This is a genomic window from Arthrobacter sp. C2 (assembly GCA_024207135.1).
Taxonomy (GTDB): Bacteria; Actinomycetota; Actinomycetes; order Actinomycetales; family Micrococcaceae; genus Paeniglutamicibacter.
This window is the reverse complement of sequence record CP042428.1, coordinates 3,125,464-3,149,920: the sequence shown is the minus strand read 5'-3', so window position 1 is coordinate 3,149,920 and position 24,457 is coordinate 3,125,464. Positions and strand designations below refer to the sequence as shown.

The following is a 24,457-nucleotide window of genomic DNA, read 5'->3' as shown; positions in this document are numbered from 1 at the left end:
AACAGCCGACCACCTACAGGTATGCGATCCCGGGCATGTCTACATCAGGCGTTTGATGATCTTTGACTTGGCCCAGGTGTACGGCGGGTAGACGGCCTTGAGCGTGTCCACCACCGTGGTCTTGCCCATCACCGCGCGCATCTGCGAGAGCCGCTCGAACCCATGCCGCCCGTGGTAGGCACCCATGCCGGAGGCTCCCACGCCCCCGAACGGAAGCGAGGGGACGGCCAGGTGCAGGCTCGGCGCGTTGTGCACGATGGCCCCGGCGCGCACCTGGTCCCCGAAGGACGACTGCAGCCGCGGGTTCTCGGAAAACAGGTAGGCGACCAGCGGGGTGGGACGCGCGTTGATGAAGCGAACGGCGGCATCGAAGCTGTCCACCGCGATGACCGGCAGGATCGGGCCGAAGATCTCCTCGCGCAGCAGGGCCGAGTCCGGGTGCACGTTGGTGATCACCGTCGGTTCGATCTGCAGCGTGTCCTCGTCGTACCCGCCTCCGACGACCACGTCCCCGTCGCCCAGCATGGCCACCAGGCGCTGGAAGTGCGCCGTGTTCACGATCCGCCCGTAGTCGCGGCTGGCCAGCGGATTCTTCCCGTAGAACCCCGTGATGGCCTTTGACAGCTGCTTTTCCAGGTTCCGCGCCGCGTCCCCCACCGCCAGCACGTAGTCCGGCGCCACGCAGGTCTGCCCGGCATTCATGAACTTCCCGAACGTCAGCCGGCGGGCGACCGCCGCCGAGGACCCGTCCATGACCACGGCCGGGGACTTGCCGCCCAGCTCCAGGGTCACCGGGGTCAGGTGCTCGGCCGCCGCGCGGGCCACGATCTTCCCCACGCGTTCCCCGCCGGTGTAGAAGATGTGGTCGAAGTGTTGTTCCAGCAGGACCTTGGAGGTCGACGCGCCGCCCTGGACCACGGCGCACGCCCGCCGGTCCATGAATTGCGGAACGAGCCGCCCGAGCAGCGCGCTGGTGGCCGGGGCCAGCTCCGAGGGCTTGAGCACCGTGACGTTGCCGGCGGCAATGGAGGCGACCAGCGGGGCGAGGATCAATTGCAGCGGGTAGTTCCAGGCACCGATGACCAGCACCACGCCCAGCGGCTGCGGCTCGATCTTGGCTGCCGCCGGGTGCAGCGCGAGCGGGATCTTGACCGCCTTGGACTCCATCCATTCGGAGAGGTGCAGCTGCGCGTGGTCGATTTCGGCACGCACCATGTCGACCTCGGTCATCCTCGCCTCGACCCCGCTCTTGCCCAGGTCATCGGCCAGCGCATCGACGAAGTCCTGCTCGTGCGCCTCCAGCATCCGCTCCAGGGCCTTGAGCTGGGAGGCGCGGAAGCGCCGCGGGTGGGCCAGCCGGGTGGCGACCACGTCGTGCATCGAAGCGACGATCTCCACGATGTTTTCAGGCGACTCGGGCACCACCGGCGGCAGCTCGAGCTCGCTCAGTGCGCGCGACTCGCGCGGCGCGGTGGATGGATGCGGATTCTCGGTGATGCCCATGCCTAGAGCGTATACGGCGTGCGCGTGGGCCGCGACAGGCCGCGACGCGCAGTTGACGCCCCGCCCGTGCGGTGGGATAGGCTCGCGCCTAGTGACACGGGGTGTCGGCGCGCCAGCGATCCGACTGAGATAAGACCCGTAGAACCTGAACTAGTTCGTACTAGCGGAGGGATGTTGCTCATGGGATCCATGGCGCCTTCAATTGTTTTTTCACCCGGCGAGCTCGCCGATGCCCTGGGCGCGCTGCGGGCCTCCACCCCCTTGGTGCAGGTGTTGACCAACACCGTGGTCACCAACTTCACCGCCAACGTGCTGCTGGCCGCCGGGGCCTCCCCCGCGATGGTCGACGTGCCCGGGGAGGCCGGCGGATTCGCGTCGGTGGCCTCCGCGGTGCTGGTGAACCTGGGCACCCCCCATTCCGAGCAGCGCGCCGCCATGGCCGAGGCGGTGGCCGCCGCCAACGCCGCGGAAACCGGCTGGGTGCTGGATCCGGTGGCCGTCGGGTCGCTGCGCGTGCGCACCGACTTCGCCCTGGGACTGCGCGATGCCTCCCCCACGGTGATCCGCGGCAACGCCTCGGAGATCATGGTGCTCGCCGAGGCCGGGTCCGGCGGGCGCGGGGTGGAGGCCACCGACACGGTCGATTCGGCCGCCGCCGCGGCCCGCTCCCTGGCCTTGCGCAGCGGCGCCGTGGTGGCCGTCTCCGGGGAGGCGGACCTGGTGACCGACGGGGCGCGCACCATCTACGTTCATGGCGGAAGCAAGATGCTCACCCTGGTGACCGGCGGCGGGTGCGCGCTGGGCGCGATCTGCGCGGCCTTCCTGCCCGTGGTCCGGGACCCGCTGTTGGCCACCGTCGCGGCCCACGCGTTCTACTCCGCCGCCGCCGAACGGGCCGCAGCGGCAAGCTCGGGGCCGGGAAGCTTCGCTGTGCATTTCCTCGACGCCCTGCACGCGCTGGCCCCGGCCGACCTCGCGGCCACGGCGGTGCTGTCCTGATGGCCTCCGGAATCTACCTGGTCCTCGATTCGAATTCCACCGCCGGACGCCCGCTGGAAGACATCGCCGCCGCAGCGGTGGCCGGCGGGATCACCACGATCCAGCTGCGCTGCAAGGACCTGCCCGCCGGGGAATTCGTCGACACCGTGGAAAGCTGCGCCAAGCACACCTCCGGGCGGGCCACCCTGCTGGTCAACGACCGCGTGGACGTGTACCTGGCCGCACGGGCCCGCGGCGCCGACGTGCAGGGCGTGCACATCGGCCAATCCGACATCCCCGCGGACCTGGTCCGCACGCTGATCGGGCCGCACGCCGTGCTCGGTCTTTCGGCCTCCACCGCCGACGAGATCGACGCGGCCAACGAACTCAACGCGCTTGCCCCGGGCACCATCGACTACCTGGGCGTCGGCGCCGTGCATGCGACCCCGACGAAGAAGGACCACCCGGAGCCGCTGGGCTACGGGGGCCTGGCCGCCGCCGTGGCCCGCAGCAACGCACCCGTGGTCGCCATCGGCGGGCTCGACGCCACCGACGTCCCGGCCGTTGTGGCCTCCGGGGCCGCCTCGATGGCCGTGGTGCGGGCGATCTGCGCCGCGGATGACCCGCGCACCGCAACCGCCGACCTGATCAGCCTCTGGGAAGGGGAAACGCCATGAACACCATGAATTCCACCAAGAACATCCTGTCCATTGCCGGCTCCGACCCCTCCGGGGGCGCCGGGATCCAGGCCGACCTGAAGTCCATCGCGGCCGCCGGCGGCTACGGGATGGCGGCGGTCAGCGCGCTGACCGCCCAAAACACCCGCGGCGTGCGCGCCGTGCACGTGCCCCCGGCCGGATTCCTCACCGAGCAGCTGCTTGCGATCTCCGAGGACATCTCCATCGACGCGATCAAGATCGGGATGCTGGCCAACGCCCAGGTCATCGACGAGCTGGGAACCTGGCTGGCCACAATCCGCGGTGCCGCCGGCGCCCCCGGCGGACGCGTGCCGGCCGTCGTGCTTGACCCGGTGATGGTGGCCACCAGCGGGGATTCGCTGCTGGATGCGGCCGCCGATGCGGCGCTGCGCCGGCTCTTCATCCATGCCGACGTGATCACCCCCAACATCCCCGAGCTCGCGGTGCTGGCCCGCGGCCCCGAGGCCACCGACTGGGACTCGGCGGTGTCCCAGGCACGCATGCTCGCGGCGGAATACGACGTGCTGGTGCTGGCCAAGGGCGGGCACCTGGCCACCCAGCGCTGCCGCGACGCGCTCATCGACGCCGGCGGGGTGCTGCTAGAGGTCGAATCCGAGCGCCACGCCACCGGCAACACGCACGGCACCGGCTGCTCGCTCTCGGCCGCACTGGCCACGCATTACGCGCGCACCGGGAACTGGGGCACGGCGCTGCGCCGTGCCAAGGACTGGCTGTCCGATGCCATCTCCCGCGCGGACGAGCTGTCCGTCGGATCCGGGCACGGCCCGGTCAACCACTTCGCCGCGCTCTGGGACGGGGTGCGCCCGGCGCAGGCCGGGGACCCGCTGGCGCAGTGGTGGGAACGGATCGCCCCGATCCGCGCGGGCATCGACGAGCTGGGCTTCATCCGCGCCCTGAAGGACGGGTCGCTGGCTCGGGCCCACTTCGAGGACTACCTGGGCCAGGACGCCCTGTACCTGCGCACCTATGCGCGGTCCATGTCGCGGGCCGCGGAACTGGCCCCGGACACCGCCTCGCAGCGCTTCTGGGCGGCGGCCGCCAGCGGCTGCCTCGAGGAGGAGCTGAAGCTGCACCGCGGGCGGCTCGACGAACGGGTCCCGGAGCCCTCGGCAACCACCACCGCGTACCTGAACCACCTGCTGGCCGCCGGGGACGACTATGCGGTGCTCACCGCCGCGTTGCTGCCCTGCTTCTGGATCTACCAGGACACCGGCACCCGGTTGGCCGCGGCCAACCACGACCGCCACCCGTACGCCGACTGGCTGGCCACCTATTCCTCCCCGGAGTTCGACGCCGCCACCGCGGCGGCCATCGACCTGGTGGCCGCTGTGCACGCGGGCGCCGATGCCCGCACCCGGGCGGCGATGTGGCGTGCGTTCGAGGCCTCCAGCGCCCACGAGCTGGCGTTCTTCGCGCAGACCGCCGCCGACGCCCCGGAGGCGGCAGCGGGACCCCGGCGCGCGTCCGGGCACCTTGCCCCGGACGCCGCCGGGCACGGCGAACCGGTCGCTGCCCGGTAGCCGCGCGGGGGCGGGACGTGCCGGGGGCACCGGCCCCGGGCGGCGGGCGGGTAAAATGCACGAGGGGGTTTTGCGCTGTGCACCGCGCGCCCCCGACGCCCGACTCCCGCCCCTTCCCGGAAGGCCCCACCCCATGAGCAACCGATTCGGCATCGGCTGGCGCCTGCACGGCGACGGCAAGTCCATCTCCCCCGGAACGGTGGTGGCCCCCGACGAGCGCCTCGCCTGGCCGCAGACCGTCGGCGTGGGCGTCCAGCACGTCATGGCGATGTTCGGCGCCACGGTGCTGGTGCCGACCATCACCGGTTTCCCGGTCACCACCACGCTGCTGTTCACCGGCGTCGGAACCCTGCTGTTCCTGATCATCACCGCGGGCCGCGTGCCCTCCTACCTGGGGTCCTCCTTCGCGTTCATCGCGCCGGTCACCGGGGCCATGGCCACGCACGGGATGGGCGGTGCCCTGGGCGGCATCGTGATGGCCGGGGCCTGCCTGTTCATCGTGGGGCTCATCGTGCAGAAGGCCGGAACCGGCTGGATCCACGCACTGATGCCCCCGGTGGTCATGGGCACCATCGTCGCGCTGATCGGGTTGAACCTGGCCACCACCACCACGGACAAGATCACGCAGGTGCCGCTGACCACCTTCGCCACGGTGCTGGCCATCGTCATCACCACGGTGCTCTTCCGCGGGATGCTCGGGCGCCTGTCGATCCTGCTGGGCATCATCGTCGGCTACCTCGCCGCCTGGGCGCAGGGCCAGGTCGATTTCTCGGCCATCGGCCAGGCCGCCTGGTTCGGGCTGCCCGACTTCGCCGCACCCACCTTCCACATCGAAACCCTGACGCTGTTCCTGCCGGTGGTGTTCGTGCTGATCGCCGAGAACGTGGGACACGTCAAGACCGTGGCGCTGATGACCGGGCGCGAGCTGGACGACGTGAACGGCCGGGCGCTGATGGCCGACGGCACCGCCACCATGATCGCCGGGTTCGGCGGCGGCTCGGGCACCACCACCTACGCGGAGAACATCGGGGTCATGGCTTCCTCGCGCGTCTACTCGACGGCCGCATACTGGATCGCGGGCACCGTGGCCATCGCGCTGGCGTTCTTCCCGAAGTTCGGCGTGCTGATCAATACCATCCCGGCCGGGGTTGCGGGCGGCGCGGGCATCGTGCTCTACGGGATGATCGCCATCGTCGGCGCCCGGCTCTGGGTGCAGAACAAGGTCGATTTCTCCAACCCGATCAACCTGATGACCGCTGGCACCGGGCTGATCATCGCCATCGCGCTCTTCGGGGACAACGTCCTGTCGATCGGCACCATGGACTTCGGCGGCATCGCCCTGGGCACCGCAGCCACGCTGGTGGTCTTCCACCTGATGCGTTCCATCGCCAAGGTGCGCGGCACCGAGCCGACGGAGATCGAGGCCATCGGCGGGGCCACGCACTCCAAGCTCGGCTAGCGGGAGGCAACCCGCACCGGGCGGGACCCCTCGCGGGGGTCCCGCCCGGTTTTTCGTGCCGCGGCCGCGCCGGCACGCTACCCGATGATGGTGATCGGCGGCTCGTTGGCCAGCTCCTCCTCGTGGGTCAGCTTCTTGATGCTGGAGGTCAGCGGGGAACCGTCGTCGCGCTGCAGCGCAAAGACCGCCTCGATGGACGGCTCGCCCCGAAGCACCGGGCCCTGACCGTGCAGCTGGACGGACACCACCGGGTGCTGCGGGGACACCGCATGCCCGGCTCCGCGCACCGAGAAGTGCACCTCGTCGTCCCCGGCCCGCAACGAGGCGGTCAACGCGTCAGCGGTGAGGTGGAAGTGCACCGAGGAGTCGTTGCGGCGCAAATTGAATTCCAGGCCCTCCCAGTCCTCGGGCAGCCGCGGGTCAAAGAGCCAGGCCCCGGTGTCGTCGCGCAGCCCGGCAAAACCATAGACCAGCGCCGCCCACACCCCGCCGGTGGAGGCCACGTGCACCCCGTCGGCCGCATTGCCGTGCAGGTTCAGCAGGTCCACGTTCAGTGCGTGCTCGAAATAGTCGTAGGCCAGGTCCCGGTAGCCGACCTCCGCGGCGAGGATCGCCTGCACCGTGGCCGAGAGCGTGGAATCCCCCGTGGTCAGCGGATCGTAGTAGTCGAAGTCGGCGCGTTTCTGCTCCGCGGAGAAGTCCGAGGAACGCAGCCACAGCGCCAGCACCGTGTCGGCCTGCTTGAGCACCTGGAAACGGTAGATCACCAGCGGATGGAAGTGCAACAGCAGCGGCCGGTGCTCCGGACCGGTGCCCGGCATGTCCCAGACCTCGCGGTTCAGGAACCCGGCGTCCTGCGGGTGGATGCCCACGGTCTCGGAGAACGGGATGAACATCGCCGCGGCCGCATCGCGCCAGTCCCGCACCTCGGAGTCACCCAGGCCCAGTTCCTCGACGATGCGCGCGTGGTCCTCGGGGAATTCGCGCGCCAGGTAGCCCACCAGCTCGACCGCGTAGCTCAGGTTGAAGCGCGCCATCACGTTGGTGAAGGTGTTGTCGTTGACCACCGCGGTGTACTCGTCCGGGCCGGTGACCCCGTGGATGTGGAAGCTGCGCCCCTTGTTGGTCTCGCGCCAGAACCCCAGCGAGTTCCACAGCCGGGCGGTCTCCACCACGATTTCCGCGCCGCCCCCCAGCAGCAGCCCGGTGTCCCCGCTGGCGCCCACGTAGCGGGCCAGCGAATACACCACGTCCGCATTGATGTGGTACTGCGCGGTGCCGGCCGGGTAGTAGGCGCTGGCCTCCTCGCCGTTGATGGTGCGCCACGGAAAGAGGATGCCGTGCTCGTTCAGCGTCGCCGCGCGGCGCCTGGCCGCGGGGATCATCGAGACCCGCGCGCGCAGCGCATTGCGCGCCCATTGCGGGTTGGTATAGGTCAAAAACGGCAGCACGTAGATCTCGGTGTCCCAGAAGTAGTGCCCCGAGTAGCCGGTGCCCGAGACCCCCTTGGCGGAGATCCCCAGCCCGTCGGAGCGGGCCGAGGCCTGCGCCAGCGAGAACAGGTTCCAGCGGACGGCGCGCTGCAGCAGCGGGTCAGCCGCGTGCACCACCACGTCGGAGTTCTCCCAGAACGCCGTGAGGAACTCGCGCTGGGCCCAGAACAGTTCGTCCGCGCCGCGCGGGACCAAGTGGCTCAGCGCGCGCACGCAGCGGCTGGTCATCTCCGCGGTGTCGTGCCGCCGCGAGGAGTGGAAGGAGGCGAACTTGTCGATGTGCAGCGCCTCGTCCTTCTCCAGGTAGGCGGAGACCGTGTGCTCGACGCGCTCGGGGGTGACGGTGGAGGACTCGACGAAGTCGCTGGTCTCCCCGGCGATGCGGGTCACGTGGGAGATCGCGGCGGCCACCGACATGTTCGATCCGCGCACGTAGTAGCTCAGCGCCGCGATCCCGTCCTTGTCCCGGGTGCCGCCGGGGAGCAGCGACGGCTCGCCGCTGCTCTCGGACTTGCGCGGGTCGAAGGGCACCTCCCCGGCGTCGGACTCCGCCGGGGTCGGGACGGGCCGGGCATTGGACTGGCCGATCAGCGCCGATTGCACGAAGACATGGGCGGGGGCGTCGAGCAGCCGCACGGTGATGCGGAACAGGGCCAGGTGCCGCTCGGAGAAGGAGACCATGGACCGGGTGCGCACCATCACCCGGTGGCCCTGGGCGGTGCGCCAGAGGGTGTCGGAGATCAGCGTGCCGTCCTTGAAGTCCAGCCGCAGCTCGTCCTTGAGGATCTCGGTGCGCCCGATCTCCAGGGCCTCGTCGTTGATGTAGACCCGCACGGTGCGCGCATCGGGGGCCGCAACCATGGTCTGCCCGGCCTCGGCGAGCCCGAACGCGGATTCGGCGTGGCGGATCTTCCAGGTCTCGTGCAGCCCGTTGATGAACATCCCCTCGGTGCTTTCCCCGATGCCCAGCGAATCCCCGCGCATACCCAAAAACCCGTTGCCCAGCGAGAAGATAGTCTGCTCCACGCCCGGGTCGATGGGACGGGGATGCTCGCGGGTGTAGGACCAGGCGTCCAGCTCCCAGTCGTCGCGGGCCTGCTGGTTGACCAGTTCGTCCAGGTCGTCGAGCACCAGGTCGGCCCCGGCGTCGCGCAGGTCCCGGTGCGGCTGGTCCCTGCCCACGCCGATCACCATCCCGAAGCCGCCTGCCGCGGCCGCCTGGATCCCGGAGATCGCGTCCTCGATGACCACGCACTCGTTGGGCGACCAGCCCAGGTCGCTGGCCGCGGCCAGGAAGGTGTCCGGGGCCGGCTTGCCGGCCAGGTTGCGCGCGGCGGCCTGCAGTCCCCCGATGACCACGGAAAAGTCGTCGCGCAGCCCCGCGGCCTCCAGCACCTCCTCGGCGTTGCGCGAGGAGGAAACCACGGCGACCTCGAGCCCCGCGGCCTGGATCTGGCGCAGGTAGTCCAGCGACCCGGGGTACGGCTCGATGCCCGTCGAATGCAGGATTGCACGGAACACCGTGTTCTTGCGGTTCCCCAGCGCGCAGATGCTGGTGCTGCCCGGCGCGTCGGTGTCGTGGCCCCAGGGAAGCTCGATCCCGCGATCCGCCAGCACCGCGGCGACCCCCTCGTAACGCGGGCGCCCGTCGACCAGCGCGAAGTAGTCGTCCTCGGTGTAGGGGCGGGTCACGCCGGCCTCCGCGAAGAAGCCGTTGAAAAGCTGCGCCCAGGCATCGCGATGAACCTCGGCCGTGGGGGTCAGGACCCCGTCCAGGTCAAAGAGCACGGCCTTGAAGTCACGGCGACGGTAAGGGGCGCCGGTGGCGAGGGCTTCACGCATGGTGTTGGATTCCCATCTCTCTGGCTGCGGCTTCGGCGCCGCGTAGGGTTCCGGCGCGAGCATGCGCCGCATTGCTTCCGTTCCGGCAGGCCCGGCTTACTCCAGCCTAGCCACCGGTTCCCCCGCCCGTGAAGCGCCCCGGGGGTCCCGGCCGTGTCGCCCGCGGCCCGCGCGGGGTGCCCGGCCGCCCCACGGCGCTTCGCTGGCCCGAAAAGATCAAGTCACTTCGCCATTGCCCGAACAGTCATGTTGCCCCAAACCCTTGAAAAACGGGTGCCGGCTCTACATGATGAGCAGTAGAAGAGCTTCGGTCCCCTGTGGGCCGCGGCCCTTCGCCTTCATGGGGGACACCACGGTGGTCCATACCGGGGAGGCCTCGTTCCCGCTGGGGCACGCCCCCGTTGGATGCCTGGCACCCCCTTGCGGCGCTCGCGGCCGACGGCTCACCGCTTCCCCTTCCTATAACGAACCGGGTGGCCGCGGCCAGCCGGCCGAGCAGGAGGAATGATGAAAACATCACGACGGGGAAAGGCGTATGCCTCGCTGGCGGGCCTGGGGGTTGCAGCCTTGGTGCTCACCGCCTGCGGCGGGGGACCGGGCGCCCCGGAAACCAGCGCCGCCAGCACCGAATCCGGTGCGGCGACGGGCAAGTCGGAGGTCACCTTGTACGGCACCATCGCCGACGCCGAGGCCAAGTTGCTGGAGCAGTCCTGGGCCGACTGGTCCAAGGAAAACAACATCAAGATCAAGTACGAGTCCTCCAAGGAATTCGAGACCCAGATCGCCGTGCGTGCCCAGGGCGGCAACGCCCCGGACCTGGCGATCTTCCCGCAGCCGGGGCTGCTGGGGGACCTGGCCACCCGCGGGTTCCTCAAGCCGGCGCCCGAGGGCGTCAAGGCCAATGTCGCCTCCGGCTGGTCCGAGGACTGGGCCAAGTACGGCACCGTGGACGGCACCCTGTACGGGGCCCCGCTGATGGCCAGCGTCAAGGGCTGGATCTGGTATTCGCCCTCCGAGTTCAAGGACAAGGGCTACGAGGTCCCCACCACCTGGCAGGGGCTGCTGGACCTGACCGCGCAGATCGAGAAAGACAAGGGCAAGGCCCCCTGGTGCGCCGGCTTCGGCTCCGGGGACGCCACCGGCTGGCCGGGCACCGACTGGGTCGAGGACCTGGTGCTGCGCCAGTCCGGGAAGGACGTCTACGACCAGTGGGTCGCCAACGAGGTGAAGTTCACCGACCCGCAGATCAAGTCCGCGCTCGATGAGGTCGGAAAGATCCTGAAGAACCCGAAGTACGTCAACGCCGGCTACGGCGACGTGGCCTCCATCAACGCCACCGAGTTCGGTGCGGTGGCCGACGTCCTGGTCAAGGGCGACTGCTCGCTGCACCACCAGGCGTCGTTCTTCAGCGGGTTCGTCACCGAGGCCGGCGGCACCGTCGGCCCGGACGCCGATCTGTGGGGCTTCGTGACCCCGTCGATGGACGGGGCCGGCAACTCGGTCACCGGCGGCGGCGAGATCGTCGGAGCCTTCAGCGACGACCCGTCGGTGGTGAAGGTGCAGGAGTACCTCTCCAGCGCCGAGTGGGCCAACTCCCGCGTGAAGCTCGGCGGGGTGCTTTCGGCCAACAAGGGCCTGGACCCGGCCAACGCGTCCGACCCGCTGCTGCAGGAGGCCGTGAAGATCCTGCAGGACCCGGCGACGACGTTCCGCTTCGACGCCTCCGACCTGATGCCCGGTTCCGTCGGGGCCGGCACCTTCTGGAAGGGCATGATCGACTGGATCAACGGCTCGGATTCCGAGACGGTGCTCAAGGCGATCGAGGCCGGCTGGCCCTCGTCCTAGGGCCTCGCGGCACCCGCGCCCGTCGGGTCCGGAGCGGTCATCCCGACTGCCCGGACCCGCCGGCGCACCACCCCACCCGGTTTCCCGGCCCGGGCATCGATGCCCGGGCCGCACGCCTCTTCCAGCATTGCCTCCGGATCGCGCGCAGGTGACCCCGCCACCGCGGGGCACCTCGGGCAGCCACCTCGAAAGGCCGGCACCGACGCATCATGACAAACTTCCTGCAATGGCTCAGCACGCTGCCCACCCTGGCGCAGATCCCGATCATCATCGGGGTGTTCTGCGCCGTGGTGCTCCTGCTGCTCTTCCTCATCGAGCTGGCCCCGCGGCGCGGGCGCAGGTTCACGATCATCCGCGCCGTCGCCTGCGTCCTGTTCCCGCTGCTGATGGTCGCGATCCTGGATTCCTACACCTGGGCCATCGTCGCCGCCGGCTTCCTGGGCTTGCTGCTCTTCTGGCTCGACTACCGCTCGCGGCACGGGGCGGGGTACATCTTCGCGCTGGTGGGCTTCCTCTCCCCCGCGCTGCTGCTGCTGGCGGCCGGACTGGTCATCCCCACGATCCAGACCACCGTGCAGTCCTTCATGAACTCCCGCGGCACCGAATTCGTGGGGCTGGAGAACTTCATCTGGATCTTCACCCAGCCCGCGGGCATCCGCACGGTGCTGAACACCATCTTGTGGGTGCTCATCGCCCCGGCGGTGTCCACGATTGCCGGGTTGGCCTACGCGGTGTTCATCGACAAGTCCCGCGGGGAGAAGTTCTTCAAGATCCTGGTGTTCATGCCGATGGCGATCTCCTTCGTGGGCGCCTCGATCATCTGGCGCTTCGTCTACACCGCGCGGCCCGCGGACTCGGAGCAGATCGGCCTGCTGAACCAGGTGATCGTCTGGGCCGGCGGGGAACCGGTGCAGTTCCTGCAGGAATCCCCATGGAACACCGTGGCGCTGATCGCCGTGCTGATCTGGGTGCAGACCGGGTTCGCGATGGTGATCCTTTCCGCGGCGATCAAGGCGGTGCCGCTCGAGCAGCTGGAGGCGGCCGAGCTTGACGGGGCCAACGGCTGGCAGCGCTTCGCCAACGTGACGCTGCCGGGCATCCGCTCCTCGCTGGTCGTCGTGCTGACCACCATCTCGATCGCCTCGCTGAAGGTCTTCGACATAGTGCGCACCATGACCGCCGGCGCCAACGACACCTCGGTGATCGCCAACGAGATGTACACCCAGTTCCGCAACTTCGAGGCCGGGCGCTCCGCGGCGTTCGCCGTGATCCTCTTCCTCATGGTGATGCCCATCGTCATCTACAACGCCCGGCAGATCAAGATGCAAAGGGAGATGCGCTGATGTCCACGCTCGCCAGAACCGAAGAGGCCCCCGCGGCAACCGATCCCGGGGTGCGGCGCGGCCGCCCGGCCGCCTCGCTGGCCAAGACCCGGCTGACCAACCGCTGGGCCACCCTTGCGGCCCTGCTCATTGCCGCGCTGTGGACCGTCCCGACCATCGGGCTGCTGGTCTCCTCGTTCCGCCCGGCGCAGCAGGTGCGCACCACCGGCTGGTGGACCCTGTTCCAGAACTGGGGTTTCACCACCGACAACTACGCCGCCGTGCTGCAGGCCGGAAACTCGCAGCTGACCATGGCCGGGTCGTTCATCAACTCGATCGCGATCACCCTGCCGGCCACCGTGATCCCGCTGGTGCTGGCCACCATGGCCGCCTACGCCTTCGCCTGGATGCGCTTCCCGGGCAAGGACCTGCTCTTCGTGCTGGTCTTCGCGCTGCAGATCGTGCCCATCCAGATGGCGCTGGTGCCGCTGCTGCGGCTCTTTGCCGCCGGGGAGCTCTTCGGGGTCCCGGTCATCGGCGCGTTCGGGCAGGCCGGCTACGCGCAGGTGTGGATCGCGCACACCATCTTCGCGCTGCCGCTGGCGATCTTCCTGCTGCACAACTTCATTGCCGAGATCCCCAACGAGATCATCGAGGCGGCCCGGGTCGACGGGGCCAGCCACGGGCAGATCTTCTTCCGGATCGTGCTTCCGCTCACGGCCCCGGCGATCGCCGCGTTCTCGATCTTCCAGTTCCTCTGGGTGTGGAACGACCTTTTGGTCGCGTTGATCTTCGCCGACGGCGCGGTCGCCCCGATCACCAAGCTCCTGGCGGAGATCACCGGAAGCCGCGGGCAGGACTGGCACCTGCTCACCGCCGGGGCGTTTGTGGCCATGATCGTGCCGCTGGCCGTGTTCTTCGCGCTGCAGCGCTACTTCGTGCGCGGGCTGATGGCCGGCTCCGCCAAGGGGTAGGCAGGCCCCGCGCAACGTGCGCCGGGACCCTCTCCCAGCAAAGCCGACGATTCACTGGCTACCATGGAACACGTGGCTCAGTGGATTAAGACTTGGACGGAAGACGGTTGGCGCGCCGAGGTGCTCTCTTGGGTGGACATGGCCTGCGAGGCATATTCCATCAAGCGTATAGATGCACTTCAAGACGCATCTTCATCGATCCGCGCGACGCACCTGCGGGTGCCCACCGACGCCGGGATGCTGTTCTTCAAGGCCGTGGCGCCCGGGCAGCTGTTCGAGCCTCCGTTGACCGCCGCCGCCGCGTCCCTGGTCCCGGACCGGTTGGTCATGCCGCTGGCGATCGACCCGGACCGCGGCTGGATGCTGTCCCCCGACTACGGCGCAACCCTCGACGAGCTGGCCACGACCCCTGAGCTGTGGGCCCGCGCGCTCGGCGCCCTCGGCGGGCTGCAGCGCGAGCTCGTGCCCAGCGAGGAGGCCCTGTTCGACGCCGGCCTGCAGATCCTGGATCCCGCATGGATCCCCGAGGAGTTCAACAACGCCCTCACCCTGCATGCCTCGCTGCCCGCGGAACACCCGCTGGGCATCCCGGCCCGCGACGCCGACCACGCCTTCGCAGCGCTCAAGGACATCGAAGAAGCTTGCGCGCAGCTCATCGCCGGCCCGATCCCGCTGAGCCTGGAGCACGGCTCCTTCGACCGCCGCCGGGTTTTCGCCCCCACCGACGAGACCTCCGCACCGCGGATCCTGAACCTCGGCGATGCGCACTGGGCACACCCCTTCGCCTCGCTGGCCCGCCCCATCGAACGGATGCGGATCGATTTCCGGGCCCCGGCCGACGACCCGCGGATCATCGCCGCCATCGGCGCGTACCTTGCCGCGTGGGACGACTACGGGTCCCCGGACGAGCTCTACGCCCTGGTGGCCCCGGCCCTGCGGATCTCCCCGCTGCACACCCACGAGACCTGGCTGCAATTGCTGGCCGAGGCCGACGAACCGGCCCTGCAGCGCTGGGCGCCGAAGGTGCTCGAACCGCTGGCCTCGCTGGCGGCCACCACGGCCTGAGCCGCGGGGTTGCCGGCCGGCGCGGTTTCAGCCGGCCGGGCGGTCCTGCGGCCAGATCCCGCGGACGGCCATGACCCGGGCCAGGACGTCGGCGTTGTCGCTCATGATCCCGTCCACGCCCATCTCCAGCAGCCGGTGCATGTCCGCTTCCTCGTTGACCACCCACACGTGGACCTGCAGTCCGGCGGCGTGGGCATGGCGGATGAAATTCGGGCCCACCACCCTCAGGGCCCCCTGCCGCTCGGGGACCTGCAGGGCCGCGACATTGCGGAACCAGGAACGCGGCAGCTGGACGAGTGGACCCAGCAGCGCCGCCGCACCGACCCCCAGCACCCCGGGGCTGGCAGCCACCGGGCCCCCGGAGGCGGCCAGCAGCCGCTGCACCATCCTGCGGCGCCGCCCGTTGAACGAGGCCACCAGCACCCGGTCTCCGGCCCCGTGCCGCCGGATCGCGCGGGCCAGCAGGTCCGCGGAGGCCGGATCCTTCACGTCGACGTTGAAGTGCGCGTGCCCGAAGCCCTCCAGCAGCTGGTCGAAGGTGGGAATCGGTTCCCCCGCCACGCGCAGCCGTGCCAGTTCGGCCGCGGTGCATTCGGAGACCTTGCGGTTGTCCCCGGCCAGCCGGCGCAGGTCCTCGTCGTGGAACACCATCAGCACCCCGTCCTTGCTGGCGCGCACGTCGGTCTCCAGGTAGCCGAAGCCCAGCTCCACGGCGGCACCGAAGGCCTTGAGGGTGTTTTCCTCGCCGTTCGGCGCGAACCCGCGGTGGGAGAACGCCAGCGCGGAGCCGGCCAGCGGCGAGCCTGCGGTGTTGCGCAGGTACGGTGCGGTCCCGGCCCGTGGTGCCTCGATCATGGTGTGCTTCCCCGTCGGTTCCGCCCGCAGGAACGGGCCTGGTTGATGTGTGCCTAGCGTGTTTCCGGTGTGCGTCCGGTCAGGATGTCCTCCAGGATGCGGGCCACCCCGTCGTCCTCGACGCCCGGGGCCAGGTTGGCGGCGGCCAGGAGCGCGCTCGGGTGCCCGGAGGCCATGGCGTATCCGTGCCCGGCCCAGGAGAGCATCCGCAGGTCGTTGGGCATGTCCCCGAACGCGACGACCTCGTCGGCGCCGATCCCCAGCGCGGCCGCATAGGCTTCCAGCGCCACGGACTTGTCCACGTCCACGTGCGCCATTTCCAGCAGCGCGACATCGAAGGCGGAGTGTGTCACCGAGACCAGGTGCGCCAGGGGCCCGGCGACCGCGGCCATGAAGGCGTCGGAGTCCCGGGTGCGGGACTTGGCCAGGAACTTCACCACGCCCGCCTCCTGCAGGTCCGCCGAGCCCAGGTCCAGCGCCCGGATTTCCCCGAGGCGTTCGGTGTCCCCGGGTTCGGCGAATCCGGCCCCCAGGTGCAGTCCGCGGGTGGTTTCCGCCGCGAAGGTGGCCGTGGGCTCGGCGTGCAGGATGATGTCGCGGACCTCGAGCAGCGCCGCGGGTTCGATGGTCGCCGCGGAGATCAGGGACTCGGATTCCAGGTCGTAGAGCACCGCGCCGTTGGAGCAGATCACGGTGCCCAGGTGGCCGAAGGCCCGGCGCACCGGGTCCAGCCAGCGCATCGGCCGGCCGGTGACGAAGACGATGTGCATCCCGGACTCGCGGGCGCGGCGGAACGCCTCGATGGTGCGGGCGGAAATGGTCCCGTCCGCGCGGATGATGGTTCCGTCCAGGTCGCTGGCGACCAGCCGCACATCCATGTCCGTTTGCCCCCACATGCCTCTGTGCTCAGGAAATTTCTTGCCGGGTCGGCGGGTTTGCGCCGGGCCGCGAGACGGTGATCGCCGCCGCGCGGGCGGCATAGTCCAGGATCTCGGTGAGCGTTCCGGTGTCCAGCGCGTGCAGGTGCTCGCGCCGTTCGCTGCCCAGCAGCCCACGGGACTCCAGGGCGGAGATCATCGCGGAGATGAACGAGTCCCCGGCGCCCACGGTGTCCGCGACATCCACCACCGGTGCGGCGGTGCGCGCCGTGCCGGCCTTCACCAGCCCCCAGGGGCCGCCGGAACCGTAGGTCGCGATGACCAGCGCCGGGCCCAGGTCCAGCCAGGCGGCGGCGGTGTCCTCGACGCTGCGGTGCGGGTAGAGCCACTCGAGGTCCGAATCCGAGGCCCGGACCACGTCGGCCAGCGCGACGAAGCGTTCGACGTCGGCCACCGCCTTGGCATGGTCGGTGACCAGCGAGGGGCGGATGTTGGGGTCGTAGGAGATCGTGGCGTGCGGGCGGGCGGCCTCGATGAGCTTGCGCACCTTGGAGGCGCCCGGTTCCACGAGCGTGGCCAGCGAACCGGTGTGCACGGCCCGGGCCTCGGCCAGCGCCGGGGTGTCGGCGGGCAGCTCGGGCAGGTCCCAGTGCATGTCGAAGGTGTAGCTGGCGGCGCCCACGGGATCCAGGATCCCGCGCGCGGTGGAGGTCGGGGCGTCGTCGGGACCGCAGATGTAGCGCACGTCGTTGGCGGCCAGCGACTGCTGGATCATCACCCCGTACTCGTCCTTGCCCCAGCGTCCGATGAAGGTGGTGGGGTGCCCCAGCTTGGCCAGGCCGACGGCGACGTTCAGCGGGCTGCCGCCGACGAAGGAGCGCGGCGCGCTGATCCCGCCGGAAAGCACGTCGACCAGGGCCTCGCCTATGACCGTCAGCACATCGGGCTCCTCATCCTTGGTTCGGGGGTGTCGACTTCAATATACCGGTCGGTAGCCAACGGCGGCGCAGCGTGTGCCGCGGCTCTCCGTCCCGCCGGCCACCTCAGCGGTGTTGCGCGGGGGCCCCTCCGAGTTCCAGCAGGGCCGCCACGCTCGCTTCCCAGGCCGGGTCCCCGGGGGTGATCAGCCCGTAGTGGTCCCCGGACAGCTCCCGGTAGGACACCGGGGCACCTGCGGCGCGCGCGCGGGCGGCGAAGGAACGGGCCAGGGCCACCGGCACGTCCGCATCGTTGCTCCCGTGCAGCATCACCAGCGGAACCGCGGGCAGGGCCCGGGCCGCGGGATCCGCGTTTTTCCACGATCCCGGGGCGGCTTCCGGGGTGGCGCCCATCAATTCGGCGGCGGCACCGTGGCTCAGGTGCAGTTCGTGGGCCAGCTGCAGGTCCAGCACCCCGGCCTGCGAGACGACGCCCTGAAGGGTCCTGCCCTCCGGCGGGCACGCCCCGGGGGCGCCGGGGGGCAGCAGGTTTCGTCCCGCGGCCCACAGCGCCAGGTGTCCTCCGGCCGAGTGCCCGATCCCGATCCGCGGCCCGTCCGGGATCCCGGCGGCGGCCAGCGCCGCATCAAGGGCATCGAGTCCCGCCGCGACATCGTGGAAGGTCTCCGGGTAGCCGCCCTGGCCCCCGGCGGTGCGCCGGTACTCCAGGTTCCAGGACACGATGCCGCGCGCGGCCAGGTCGGCGGCCAGCGGGCGGCCCAGTTCCGCGCCGTAGGCCTGCCGCCAGAACCCGCCGTGGATGATCACGGCGATGACCCGGTGCAGGCGTGTTTCGGGGAGCCACAGCTCGGCGTACTGGCTGGGGTGCGGGCCGTAGGCGTGGTGCGCCGGCGGGGCCGTAAACGGCATTAGCGGCCCGGGAACTCGGGGGCGGACTTGGCCACGAAGGCCGCGCGCCCCACCACGGAATCCTCGGTCGCAAAGGCCTTCACGAAGGAGCGGGCCTCGGCCTCCAGCCCGGCGACGACGTCCAGCCCGGCGATCTCGTTGATCGCTTGCTTCACGTTGGCCACCGCGGTTGGAGCCTTGGAGGCGATCTCGGCGACCGTGGCCAGGGCGGCCTCCAGCAGCGCCGCGTTGTCTTCCAGAATCCGGTTGACCAGTCCGATGCGCAGCGCCTCGGCCGATTTGATGCGCCGGCCGGTGTAGATCAGCTCGCGGGCCATGCCGATGCCCACGCGCTGCTGCAGGCGCACCGAACCGCCGAAGCCTGGCACCAGGCCGAGGTTGACCTCGGGCTGGCCGAAGCTGGCGTTGGCGGAGGCGTAGAGGAAGTCGCAGGCCATGGCCAGTTCGCAGCCGCCACCCAGGGCGAATCCGTTGACCGCGGCGATCACGGGAACCGGGAGGGCCTCGAGGCGCAACGTGACCTCGTGCATGCGCTTGCCGTAGGCCAGCGCCTCCTGAGGGCCCATCAAGTTCATTTCCACGATGTTGGCCCCGGCGACGAAGGCCTTTTCCCCCGCCCCGGTGATGATGATCCCGCGCACCGGCCAGTTGGCGTCGGTGCCGAGGTCGGCCAGCACGCCGGTGAGCGCGTGGAGGTCCTCGACCACGGCGGCGGCCAGCGCGTTCATCGACGCCGGCTGGTTGATGGTCACGACCAGCGCCTCGTCGCGCTGTTCAACGAGCAAAGTCCGGTAGGTCCCGAAATCCATGTGCACTCCCTTGTGATTGGCTTTGCGACCAGCGTCTCATGTTTCCCGCATCACAGGCACGGTGGCACGCGGTGGCGAAAGCGGGCGGACGGCGCCGCCGAACACGAAGGCCCGCCCGGCTCCCCCTGCGGAACGGGGAGCCGGACGGGCCTGGGCGATGCGGAAGGGAGGGATCAGCGCTTGCGGCCGCGGGAGGCGGGCTTTGCGCCGCGCTTGGCCCCGGGCCGGGACCCGGAGGCGGCTGCCTTCCTCTTGGTCTTGGCCTTCTTCGCGTCCTTGGCCGCCTCGGATTGGCTGCTCTGGCGCTGTTTGCGGGCCTCGACCGCCTGTTCCTGCTGGCGTTGGGCCACCGAGGCCTGCCGGGAGGAGTTCTCCCCGCGGCCGCGCACCACCCCGATGAATTCCTCGATGACCGGGTCGGCGGGTTCGTCCCCCACCGGTGCCAGCCAGGCGATGCCGACGCTGGTGCCGGGGACGCCTTCAAGCACCTTGTGCACCACGTCCTTGCGGTGGTGCAGGCGGGCAACGCCCATCGGCAGCACCAGCAGGCCTGCGCCCGAGGAGGCGACCTCCATGGCCATCGCGGTCCCGCCCACGGATTCGGGGTAGTCGGCCAGGTCCAGGAAGTTCTCGCCGGAGAGATCCGCGTAGGGGACCGTCTCCTCGTAGAGCTCGATGTCGTGGTCCTTGGCTGCGCAAACGACTTGGGACTCCTCGTAGAGAGGAATCACGTGGATCGCGGGGGTCTTCGGCGAGGTTCCGGTGGCAAAGCGGACGAAGACGACGTCCGATTCCCCGGTGTCCAGGCGCGCCAGGATCGCCTCCCCGTCGTAGCGCAGGGCCTGCAGCGGGTTCTGTGGATAACGTTCGTTCCACCTGGTCAGCCATTTGCCGGGCGTGACGCCCGGTACATAGGCGATTTTTAGTCCTGTCACCACCCCAGCGTACCGGTACGCTAGTGCACATGAGCGAGAAAACCCCACAGAACATGAAGCCGGCGACTGCCGCAAAGAAATTGGGCATCTACCTGCCCGCAGCTCCGGCCGAGTTCCAGGAGGGTCCGGTCACCCGGGCCGGGCTCGACGAATTGCTGGCCAACCCGCCGGCGTGGCTCGAAGACTTGCGTGCCAACGGCCCGCATCCGCGCCCCGTGGTGGCCCACAAGCTGAACGTTTCGATCGCTGGCCTGGCCCGCGCCGAAATCACCGAGGCGTTGACCACCGAACAGATCGAGGCCTTGCTCGCCGACCGTCCGGTGTGGCTGCAGGAAGAGCGCGCCTCGCTGGCCGCCGTCCGGGCAGAGGAAAAGCGTGTGCGTGACGCTGCGGCCGCCAAGGGCGACCGCAGCTAACCACGATTCAACTACGGTGCGGTGACTACTTGACCGTCTTGACGATGTAGACATCGCACGGGGCTGCGTGTGCCACGGAGGTGGCCACGGAGCCGAGCACGCGGCCCAGGCCCTTCATGCCGACGTTTCCGACCACGATCAGGGTGGCGTTGAGGCGCTCGGCCTCGGCAACCAGGACTTCCTGCGGCTTGCCGTGGGCTGCCGTTGCGGTGATCTTGGCTGTCGGCTCGGTGATGCGCAGGCCTGCGGCGCACTGCTCGGCGACCTTTCCTGCCTGCTCCGCGTCGTCCAGGATCCAGGTGTCGGTGCCGATCTTCACGACTTCGGTGTTGTCCGAGGTGTGGGCGGTCACGACGACCAGTTCGGCATCCATGTTGGAGGCGATGCGTGCCGCGCGTTCGGCGGCGCGCTGTGCTGTCTCGCTGCCGTCAACACCGACGATGATGGTTTCTGCCATGTTCTGACGCTCCTTTTGCTGTGGCCACCCGTTCGGCGGCCGTTATTTGGGTGTAAAAAACTGGTTAGGAAATATTCTGCCGCAGGAAGTCCACTGCCCGGCTCCACGCCACAGCCGCGGCCTCGGGCCGGTAGTTGCCCGACGGGTTCTCGTCGTTGTGGAAGGCGTGCGGGGCGTCGTAGTAGAAGAACGTCACCTCGGTGCCGGATTCGGCGCGGATCTGTTCTTCCTGGGCGCGTGCCCTGGCCACCGGGTAGGACGAATCCTCGTTGGCGTAATGCCCCTGGATCTTGGCGCGCACGCCCGTGTAGCTTTCCGGTACGCCCTGGCCGACGCCGTAGAAAGGAACGGCCGCGGAAATCTTCTGTCCCTGCTGCGCCGCCAGGGCCAGCACGAAACCGCCGCCCATGCAGAACCCGATGGTTCCCGCGGTCGCGCTGGTCACGGCGTCCAGGCCCAGGAGGTAGTCGACCGCCCCTGCCAGCAGCTTCGCACCGATCTCCTCGGGAAGCTGGGACATCATCTTGGCTGCCTCGGCCCCGTCGTGGGCCACCGAGCCGCCAAAAAGATCCGGTGCCAGGGCAACGAAGCCCTCGGCCGCCAGCCGGTCGGCCACGTCGCGGATGTGGTCGGTCAGTCCCCACCATTCCTGGATGACAATGACGCCGGGACCATGCCCGCCCTCGGGCAACGCCAGGTAGCCGTGCGCTGCTTGCCCTTCGGAGGGAAATGAAACGTTCTGGTGCGGTGTCTGAGACGCCATGATGCTGACTGCTCCTGCCCTACATGCTTCTTTGCCTACGGAAAAGATCGAACGACTCCCAGTCTATGCATGGGGATGTGGGCTCCTGCCCCAAATCGCCGGTGTTTGCATCACATCCGCGGCGCCGAACGCCCTGCAAGGAGGCCGGTGACACCTTTTAACGGGTTAATCCCCGCTCACGGGGTCAAATGCACCACAACCGTACTATCGTGGGTCACCCAAAACAGTGCAGCGCTAGTGATCATGGAGCCAACTCACATGTCCCATCCTCAGAGCATGACATCGCGCCTGGCGGCCGAGTTCCTCGGCACCGGCGTCCTGGTATTCGGCGGCTGCGGAGCCGCGATCTTCTCCGCCAAGGTCATTTCCTCGAACACCGTCAACATGGGGATCGGGTTCCTCGGCGTTGCCCTGGCGTTCGGCCTGACCGTCCTGGTGATGGTCTACGCGGTAGGCCACATCTCCGGTGCCCACTTCAATCCCGCTGTCACCTTTGGTGCAGCATTGGCCGGGCGCATCGAGTGGAAGGCCGTTCCCGCCTACATGATCACCCAGGTCCTCGGTGCCTCGGTCGCGGGGCTGGCACTCTTTGCCATTGCCGCCGGCAAGCACGGTTTTGATCCGGTCACCTCGGGCTTTGCCTCCAATGGCTATGCCGACCGCTCCCCCGACGGCTACTCGATGCTCTCCGCGCTGCTCGCGGAGATAATCCTCACGGCGATCTTCCTGTATGTCATCCTGGGCTCCACGGATGGGCGGGCCCCCAAGGGCTTCGCCGGGATTTCCATCGGATTGTCCCTGACGCTGATCCACCTGGTCGCCATCCCGATCACCAACACCTCGGTGAACCCCGCCCGCTCACTGGGCGTGGCATGGTTTGCCGGTCCGGCAGCGCTGGGACAGGTGTGGTTGTTCATCGTGGCGCCTTTGGTGGGAGCCGCGATCGCAGGACTCACCTATCCGCTGTTTTTCCCGAACCCCGCAATCTCCATGGCCGTGGAGATGGATCGGGGGTCGGGGACAACCAGCGCCGCCTAGGCAGGTATCCACCGGTTCCGGCGGAGGCACGGTTTGCAGGAACCGGGGCAGGCCGCCCACTGTCCATCCGTATGTGCCCCGATGAACCCTGGATGAAATTAACGAAACAACCCCCGGTCCGAAGACCGGGGGTTGTTTCTCATATGTGCGCGAGGGGGGACTTGAACCCCCACGCCCTTGCGAGCACTGGCACCTGAAGCCAGCGCGTCTACCAATTCCGCCACTCGCGCATATTCACTGCTGTTTTCGTCATTGACTTCAACAGCGAGATCAATAATATACACAGATCGCCCCGAACAACTAATCGAGGGGTACTTTGTGATCAGAGCCACTCTTCAGCAACCTTTGGAGACGGCCATTCGTTCCTGATCAGAGGGCCGGTTTCACCACATTTAGCCCCACAGAAAATGCAAGACAAGTAGTATCGAACAATGCGTAGGGCAACCATGCCCTGCGACGCAATGCCATAAACCGTGGAACCACACGCGTTAGAACCAGGAAGGGAGCGAAGCGATGGGTCTCATTGACAATGTTGAACGCGGACTTGAAAAGCTTGTCACCAGCGTCTTCCGCGGCTCCGGCAGCTCCGAAGTCAAGCCCGTCGAAATCGCTTCGCGCCTGCGCAACCAAATGGACGCGAAGTCGCTGACCATCTCCCAGGCCCGCACCCTCGCGCCGAACCACTTCATCATCCGCCTCGCGGACGAGGATTTCGCCAGGGCCCGGGAATGGGGTGCCCCCCTGGCCCGGGAGCTGTGCACCGCGGCCCTGGACCACGCCAAGAGCCAGGGCTACACCCTGCAGGGCGCCGTCGAGGTTAATTTCCGCAAGGATCCCGAACTCAAGCCGGGAGGCTTCGAGATCGATGCCACCACCTCGGATGCCTCAACCCCCGAGGTCCACAACACCCCCGCCGCACCACCGGCCCCGTCCGCTCCGCCCCGCGCTGCGGCCAGGATGCAGCCCGTGCTGGACATTTCCGGCCAACGCTATGCCCTGAACCACCCCAGCATCGTCCTGGGACGCTCGGCAGACACCGACATCCCCATCGAGGATCCGGGGGTCTCGCGCCGGCACCTGAAGATCGAGCAGCGCGGCCCCTCGACCTGGGCTGTTGACCTGGGGTCCACCAACGGAAGCTTCGTCAACGGACGGAAGATCGTCGGCGAGACGGAGCTGCATGACGGTTCCAACATTGCCATGGGGCAGACGCGCATCATCTTCCGACTCGTCCCCCAATCGCAAGGAGACCGTGCGTGAACGACCTAGTGTTCACCGTGCTGCGGCTCGGATTTCTCATTTTGCTGTGGCTGCTGGTCCTGAGCATCGTCGGCGCGCTTCGCCGCGACCTCGCCATCGGCAGCAAGGCCCGCGTGGGCGCACCGACCGCCCGGGAGATCCGCAAGGACCCTTCGCTGGCGCCTCCGCCCGAGGTCCCCGCCAAGCAGCAAGCCAAGACCCTGGCCATCCTCGAAGGCCCGCTCACCGGCCTCGAGCACCAGCTCACCGCCAGTCCGATCCTGCTGGGTCGCGCCCAAGAGGCAACCATCGTGCTCGAGGACGACTACGCCTCGGGACGCCATGCGCGCCTGTTCCCGCAGGGAACCCGCTGGTTCATCGAAGACCTCGGTTCCACCAACGGAACCTTTTTGGGCGAGGCGCAGCTGACCCGCGCCCAGCCCGTTGAACTCGGCCAGAAGATCCGGATCGGCAAGACCGTCATGGAGCTGAGGCCCTAG

22 protein-coding genes, 1 tRNA gene and 1 riboswitch are annotated in these 24,457 nt (G+C 69.0%); of the genes, 12 read left to right on the top strand and 11 right to left on the bottom strand.

What is annotated here, in order from left to right:
• Window positions 1–39: 39 nt before the first annotated feature.
• On the bottom strand, window positions 40–1,503 hold the full coding sequence (locus FPY90_RS14615; protein WP_498681771.1) for an aldehyde dehydrogenase family protein: 1,464 nt from the start codon (window positions 1,501–1,503) through the stop codon (window positions 40–42).
• Window positions 1,504–1,590: 87 nt separating this feature from the next.
• A riboswitch (TPP riboswitch) is annotated at window positions 1,591–1,692 on the top strand.
• Here FPY90_RS14615 and thiM point away from each other — a divergent pair.
• The 4 genes from thiM to FPY90_RS14595 all read left to right on the top strand — a co-directional run bounded on the left by thiM (window position 1,684) and on the right by FPY90_RS14595 (window position 6,179).
• Window positions 1,684–2,502 (top strand): hydroxyethylthiazole kinase, encoded by an 819-nt coding sequence (gene thiM, locus FPY90_RS14610; RefSeq protein ID WP_498681769.1) that lies wholly within the window; start codon window positions 1,684–1,686, stop codon window positions 2,500–2,502. Its footprint overlaps the riboswitch before it by 9 nt.
• Window positions 2,502–3,158: a thiamine phosphate synthase gene (thiE, locus tag FPY90_RS14605; protein WP_498681768.1), complete on the top strand. Its 657-nt coding sequence runs from the start codon at window positions 2,502–2,504 to the stop codon at window positions 3,156–3,158. The genes thiM and thiE overlap by 1 nt, the downstream gene beginning before the upstream one ends.
• The gene (gene thiD, locus FPY90_RS14600; protein WP_498681765.1) at window positions 3,155–4,720 is read left to right on the top strand and encodes a bifunctional hydroxymethylpyrimidine kinase/phosphomethylpyrimidine kinase; all 1,566 of its coding nucleotides are present in this window, start codon (window positions 3,155–3,157) and stop codon (window positions 4,718–4,720) included. The genes thiE and thiD overlap by 4 nt, the downstream gene beginning before the upstream one ends.
• A 133-nt stretch (window positions 4,721–4,853) precedes the next feature.
• Window positions 4,854–6,179, top strand: coding sequence for a uracil-xanthine permease family protein (locus FPY90_RS14595; protein ID WP_498681764.1), 1,326 nt, complete (start codon window positions 4,854–4,856; stop codon window positions 6,177–6,179).
• A gap of 77 nt (window positions 6,180–6,256) precedes the next feature.
• Here FPY90_RS14595 and FPY90_RS14590 read toward each other — a convergent pair whose 3' ends face one another.
• A complete protein-coding gene (locus FPY90_RS14590; protein ID WP_498681763.1) occupies window positions 6,257–9,514 on the bottom strand; it encodes an HAD-IA family hydrolase in 3,258 nt (1,085 codons plus the stop codon).
• A 507-nt stretch (window positions 9,515–10,021) separates the two neighbouring features.
• Between FPY90_RS14590 and FPY90_RS14585 the strand changes: the two genes are divergently transcribed.
• The 4 genes from FPY90_RS14585 (at window position 10,022) to FPY90_RS14570 (ending at window position 14,720) form a co-directional block, all read left to right on the top strand.
• On the top strand, window positions 10,022–11,359 hold the full coding sequence (locus tag FPY90_RS14585) for an ABC transporter substrate-binding protein (protein WP_139194964.1): 1,338 nt from the start codon (window positions 10,022–10,024) through the stop codon (window positions 11,357–11,359).
• Between the two features lie 209 nt (window positions 11,360–11,568).
• Window positions 11,569–12,702: a carbohydrate ABC transporter permease gene (locus FPY90_RS14580; protein ID WP_071216244.1), complete on the top strand. Its 1,134-nt coding sequence runs from the start codon at window positions 11,569–11,571 to the stop codon at window positions 12,700–12,702.
• Window positions 12,702–13,655, top strand: coding sequence for a carbohydrate ABC transporter permease (locus tag FPY90_RS14575; protein ID WP_071216243.1), 954 nt, complete (start codon window positions 12,702–12,704; stop codon window positions 13,653–13,655). Before FPY90_RS14580 ends, FPY90_RS14575 begins: the two co-directional genes overlap by 1 nt.
• A 72-nt stretch (window positions 13,656–13,727) precedes the next feature.
• On the top strand, window positions 13,728–14,720 hold the full coding sequence (locus FPY90_RS14570; protein WP_139194963.1) for a hypothetical protein: 993 nt from the start codon (window positions 13,728–13,730) through the stop codon (window positions 14,718–14,720).
• A 27-nt stretch (window positions 14,721–14,747) separates the two neighbouring features.
• Here the strand turns inward: FPY90_RS14570 and FPY90_RS14565 are convergent, their stop codons facing one another.
• The 6 genes from FPY90_RS14565 to FPY90_RS14540 all read right to left on the bottom strand — a co-directional run bounded on the left by FPY90_RS14565 (window position 14,748) and on the right by FPY90_RS14540 (window position 20,044).
• The gene (locus tag FPY90_RS14565; RefSeq protein WP_498681762.1) at window positions 14,748–15,575 is read right to left on the bottom strand and encodes a glycerophosphodiester phosphodiesterase family protein; all 828 of its coding nucleotides are present in this window, start codon (window positions 15,573–15,575) and stop codon (window positions 14,748–14,750) included.
• A 53-nt stretch (window positions 15,576–15,628) separates the two neighbouring features.
• Window positions 15,629–16,471 (bottom strand): HAD family hydrolase, encoded by an 843-nt coding sequence (locus tag FPY90_RS14560; protein ID WP_498681761.1) that lies wholly within the window; start codon window positions 16,469–16,471, stop codon window positions 15,629–15,631.
• 10 nt (window positions 16,472–16,481) lie between these two features.
• Window positions 16,482–17,393, bottom strand: a complete 912-nt coding sequence (locus FPY90_RS14555; protein WP_071216240.1) for a carbohydrate kinase family protein — start codon at window positions 17,391–17,393, stop codon at window positions 16,482–16,484.
• A gap of 103 nt (window positions 17,394–17,496) precedes the next feature.
• Window positions 17,497–18,300, bottom strand: a complete 804-nt coding sequence (locus tag FPY90_RS14550; RefSeq protein WP_498681760.1) for an alpha/beta hydrolase family protein — start codon at window positions 18,298–18,300, stop codon at window positions 17,497–17,499.
• On the bottom strand, window positions 18,300–19,109 hold the full coding sequence (locus tag FPY90_RS14545; protein ID WP_071216238.1) for an enoyl-CoA hydratase-related protein: 810 nt from the start codon (window positions 19,107–19,109) through the stop codon (window positions 18,300–18,302). Before FPY90_RS14545 ends, FPY90_RS14550 begins: the two co-directional genes overlap by 1 nt.
• A gap of 173 nt (window positions 19,110–19,282) precedes the next feature.
• Window positions 19,283–20,044 (bottom strand): substrate-binding domain-containing protein, encoded by a 762-nt coding sequence (locus tag FPY90_RS14540; protein WP_139194962.1) that lies wholly within the window; start codon window positions 20,042–20,044, stop codon window positions 19,283–19,285.
• A 29-nt stretch (window positions 20,045–20,073) separates the two neighbouring features.
• Here FPY90_RS14540 and FPY90_RS14535 point away from each other — a divergent pair, with 29 nt between their 5' ends.
• Window positions 20,074–20,460, top strand: coding sequence for a DUF5997 family protein (locus FPY90_RS14535; RefSeq protein ID WP_071216236.1), 387 nt, complete (start codon window positions 20,074–20,076; stop codon window positions 20,458–20,460).
• A gap of 25 nt (window positions 20,461–20,485) precedes the next feature.
• On the opposite strand, the gene FPY90_RS14530 is transcribed toward FPY90_RS14535, so the two are convergent.
• Together FPY90_RS14530 and FPY90_RS14525 are read right to left on the bottom strand one after the other, a co-directional pair.
• On the bottom strand, window positions 20,486–20,917 hold the full coding sequence (locus FPY90_RS14530) for a universal stress protein (protein ID WP_071216235.1): 432 nt from the start codon (window positions 20,915–20,917) through the stop codon (window positions 20,486–20,488).
• Between the two features lie 64 nt (window positions 20,918–20,981).
• Entirely contained in the window at window positions 20,982–21,680 is a 699-nt protein-coding gene (locus FPY90_RS14525) for a dienelactone hydrolase family protein (protein ID WP_498681759.1), read from the bottom strand.
• Window positions 21,681–21,956: 276 nt separating this feature from the next.
• On the opposite strand from FPY90_RS14525, the gene aqpZ reads away from it, so the two are divergent.
• Window positions 21,957–22,718, top strand: a complete 762-nt coding sequence (gene aqpZ, locus FPY90_RS14520; protein WP_498681758.1) for an aquaporin Z — start codon at window positions 21,957–21,959, stop codon at window positions 22,716–22,718.
• Window positions 22,719–22,864: 146 nt separating this feature from the next.
• Here aqpZ and FPY90_RS14515 read toward each other — a convergent pair.
• Window positions 22,865–22,948, bottom strand: a tRNA-Leu gene (locus tag FPY90_RS14515).
• A 283-nt stretch (window positions 22,949–23,231) separates the two neighbouring features.
• Here FPY90_RS14515 and FPY90_RS14510 point away from each other — a divergent pair.
• Window positions 23,232–23,978: an FHA domain-containing protein gene (locus FPY90_RS14510; RefSeq protein ID WP_498681757.1), complete on the top strand. Its 747-nt coding sequence runs from the start codon at window positions 23,232–23,234 to the stop codon at window positions 23,976–23,978.
• Window positions 23,975–24,457: an FHA domain-containing protein FhaB/FipA gene (locus FPY90_RS14505; protein WP_071216231.1), complete on the top strand. Its 483-nt coding sequence runs from the start codon at window positions 23,975–23,977 to the stop codon at window positions 24,455–24,457. The genes FPY90_RS14510 and FPY90_RS14505 overlap by 4 nt, the downstream gene beginning before the upstream one ends.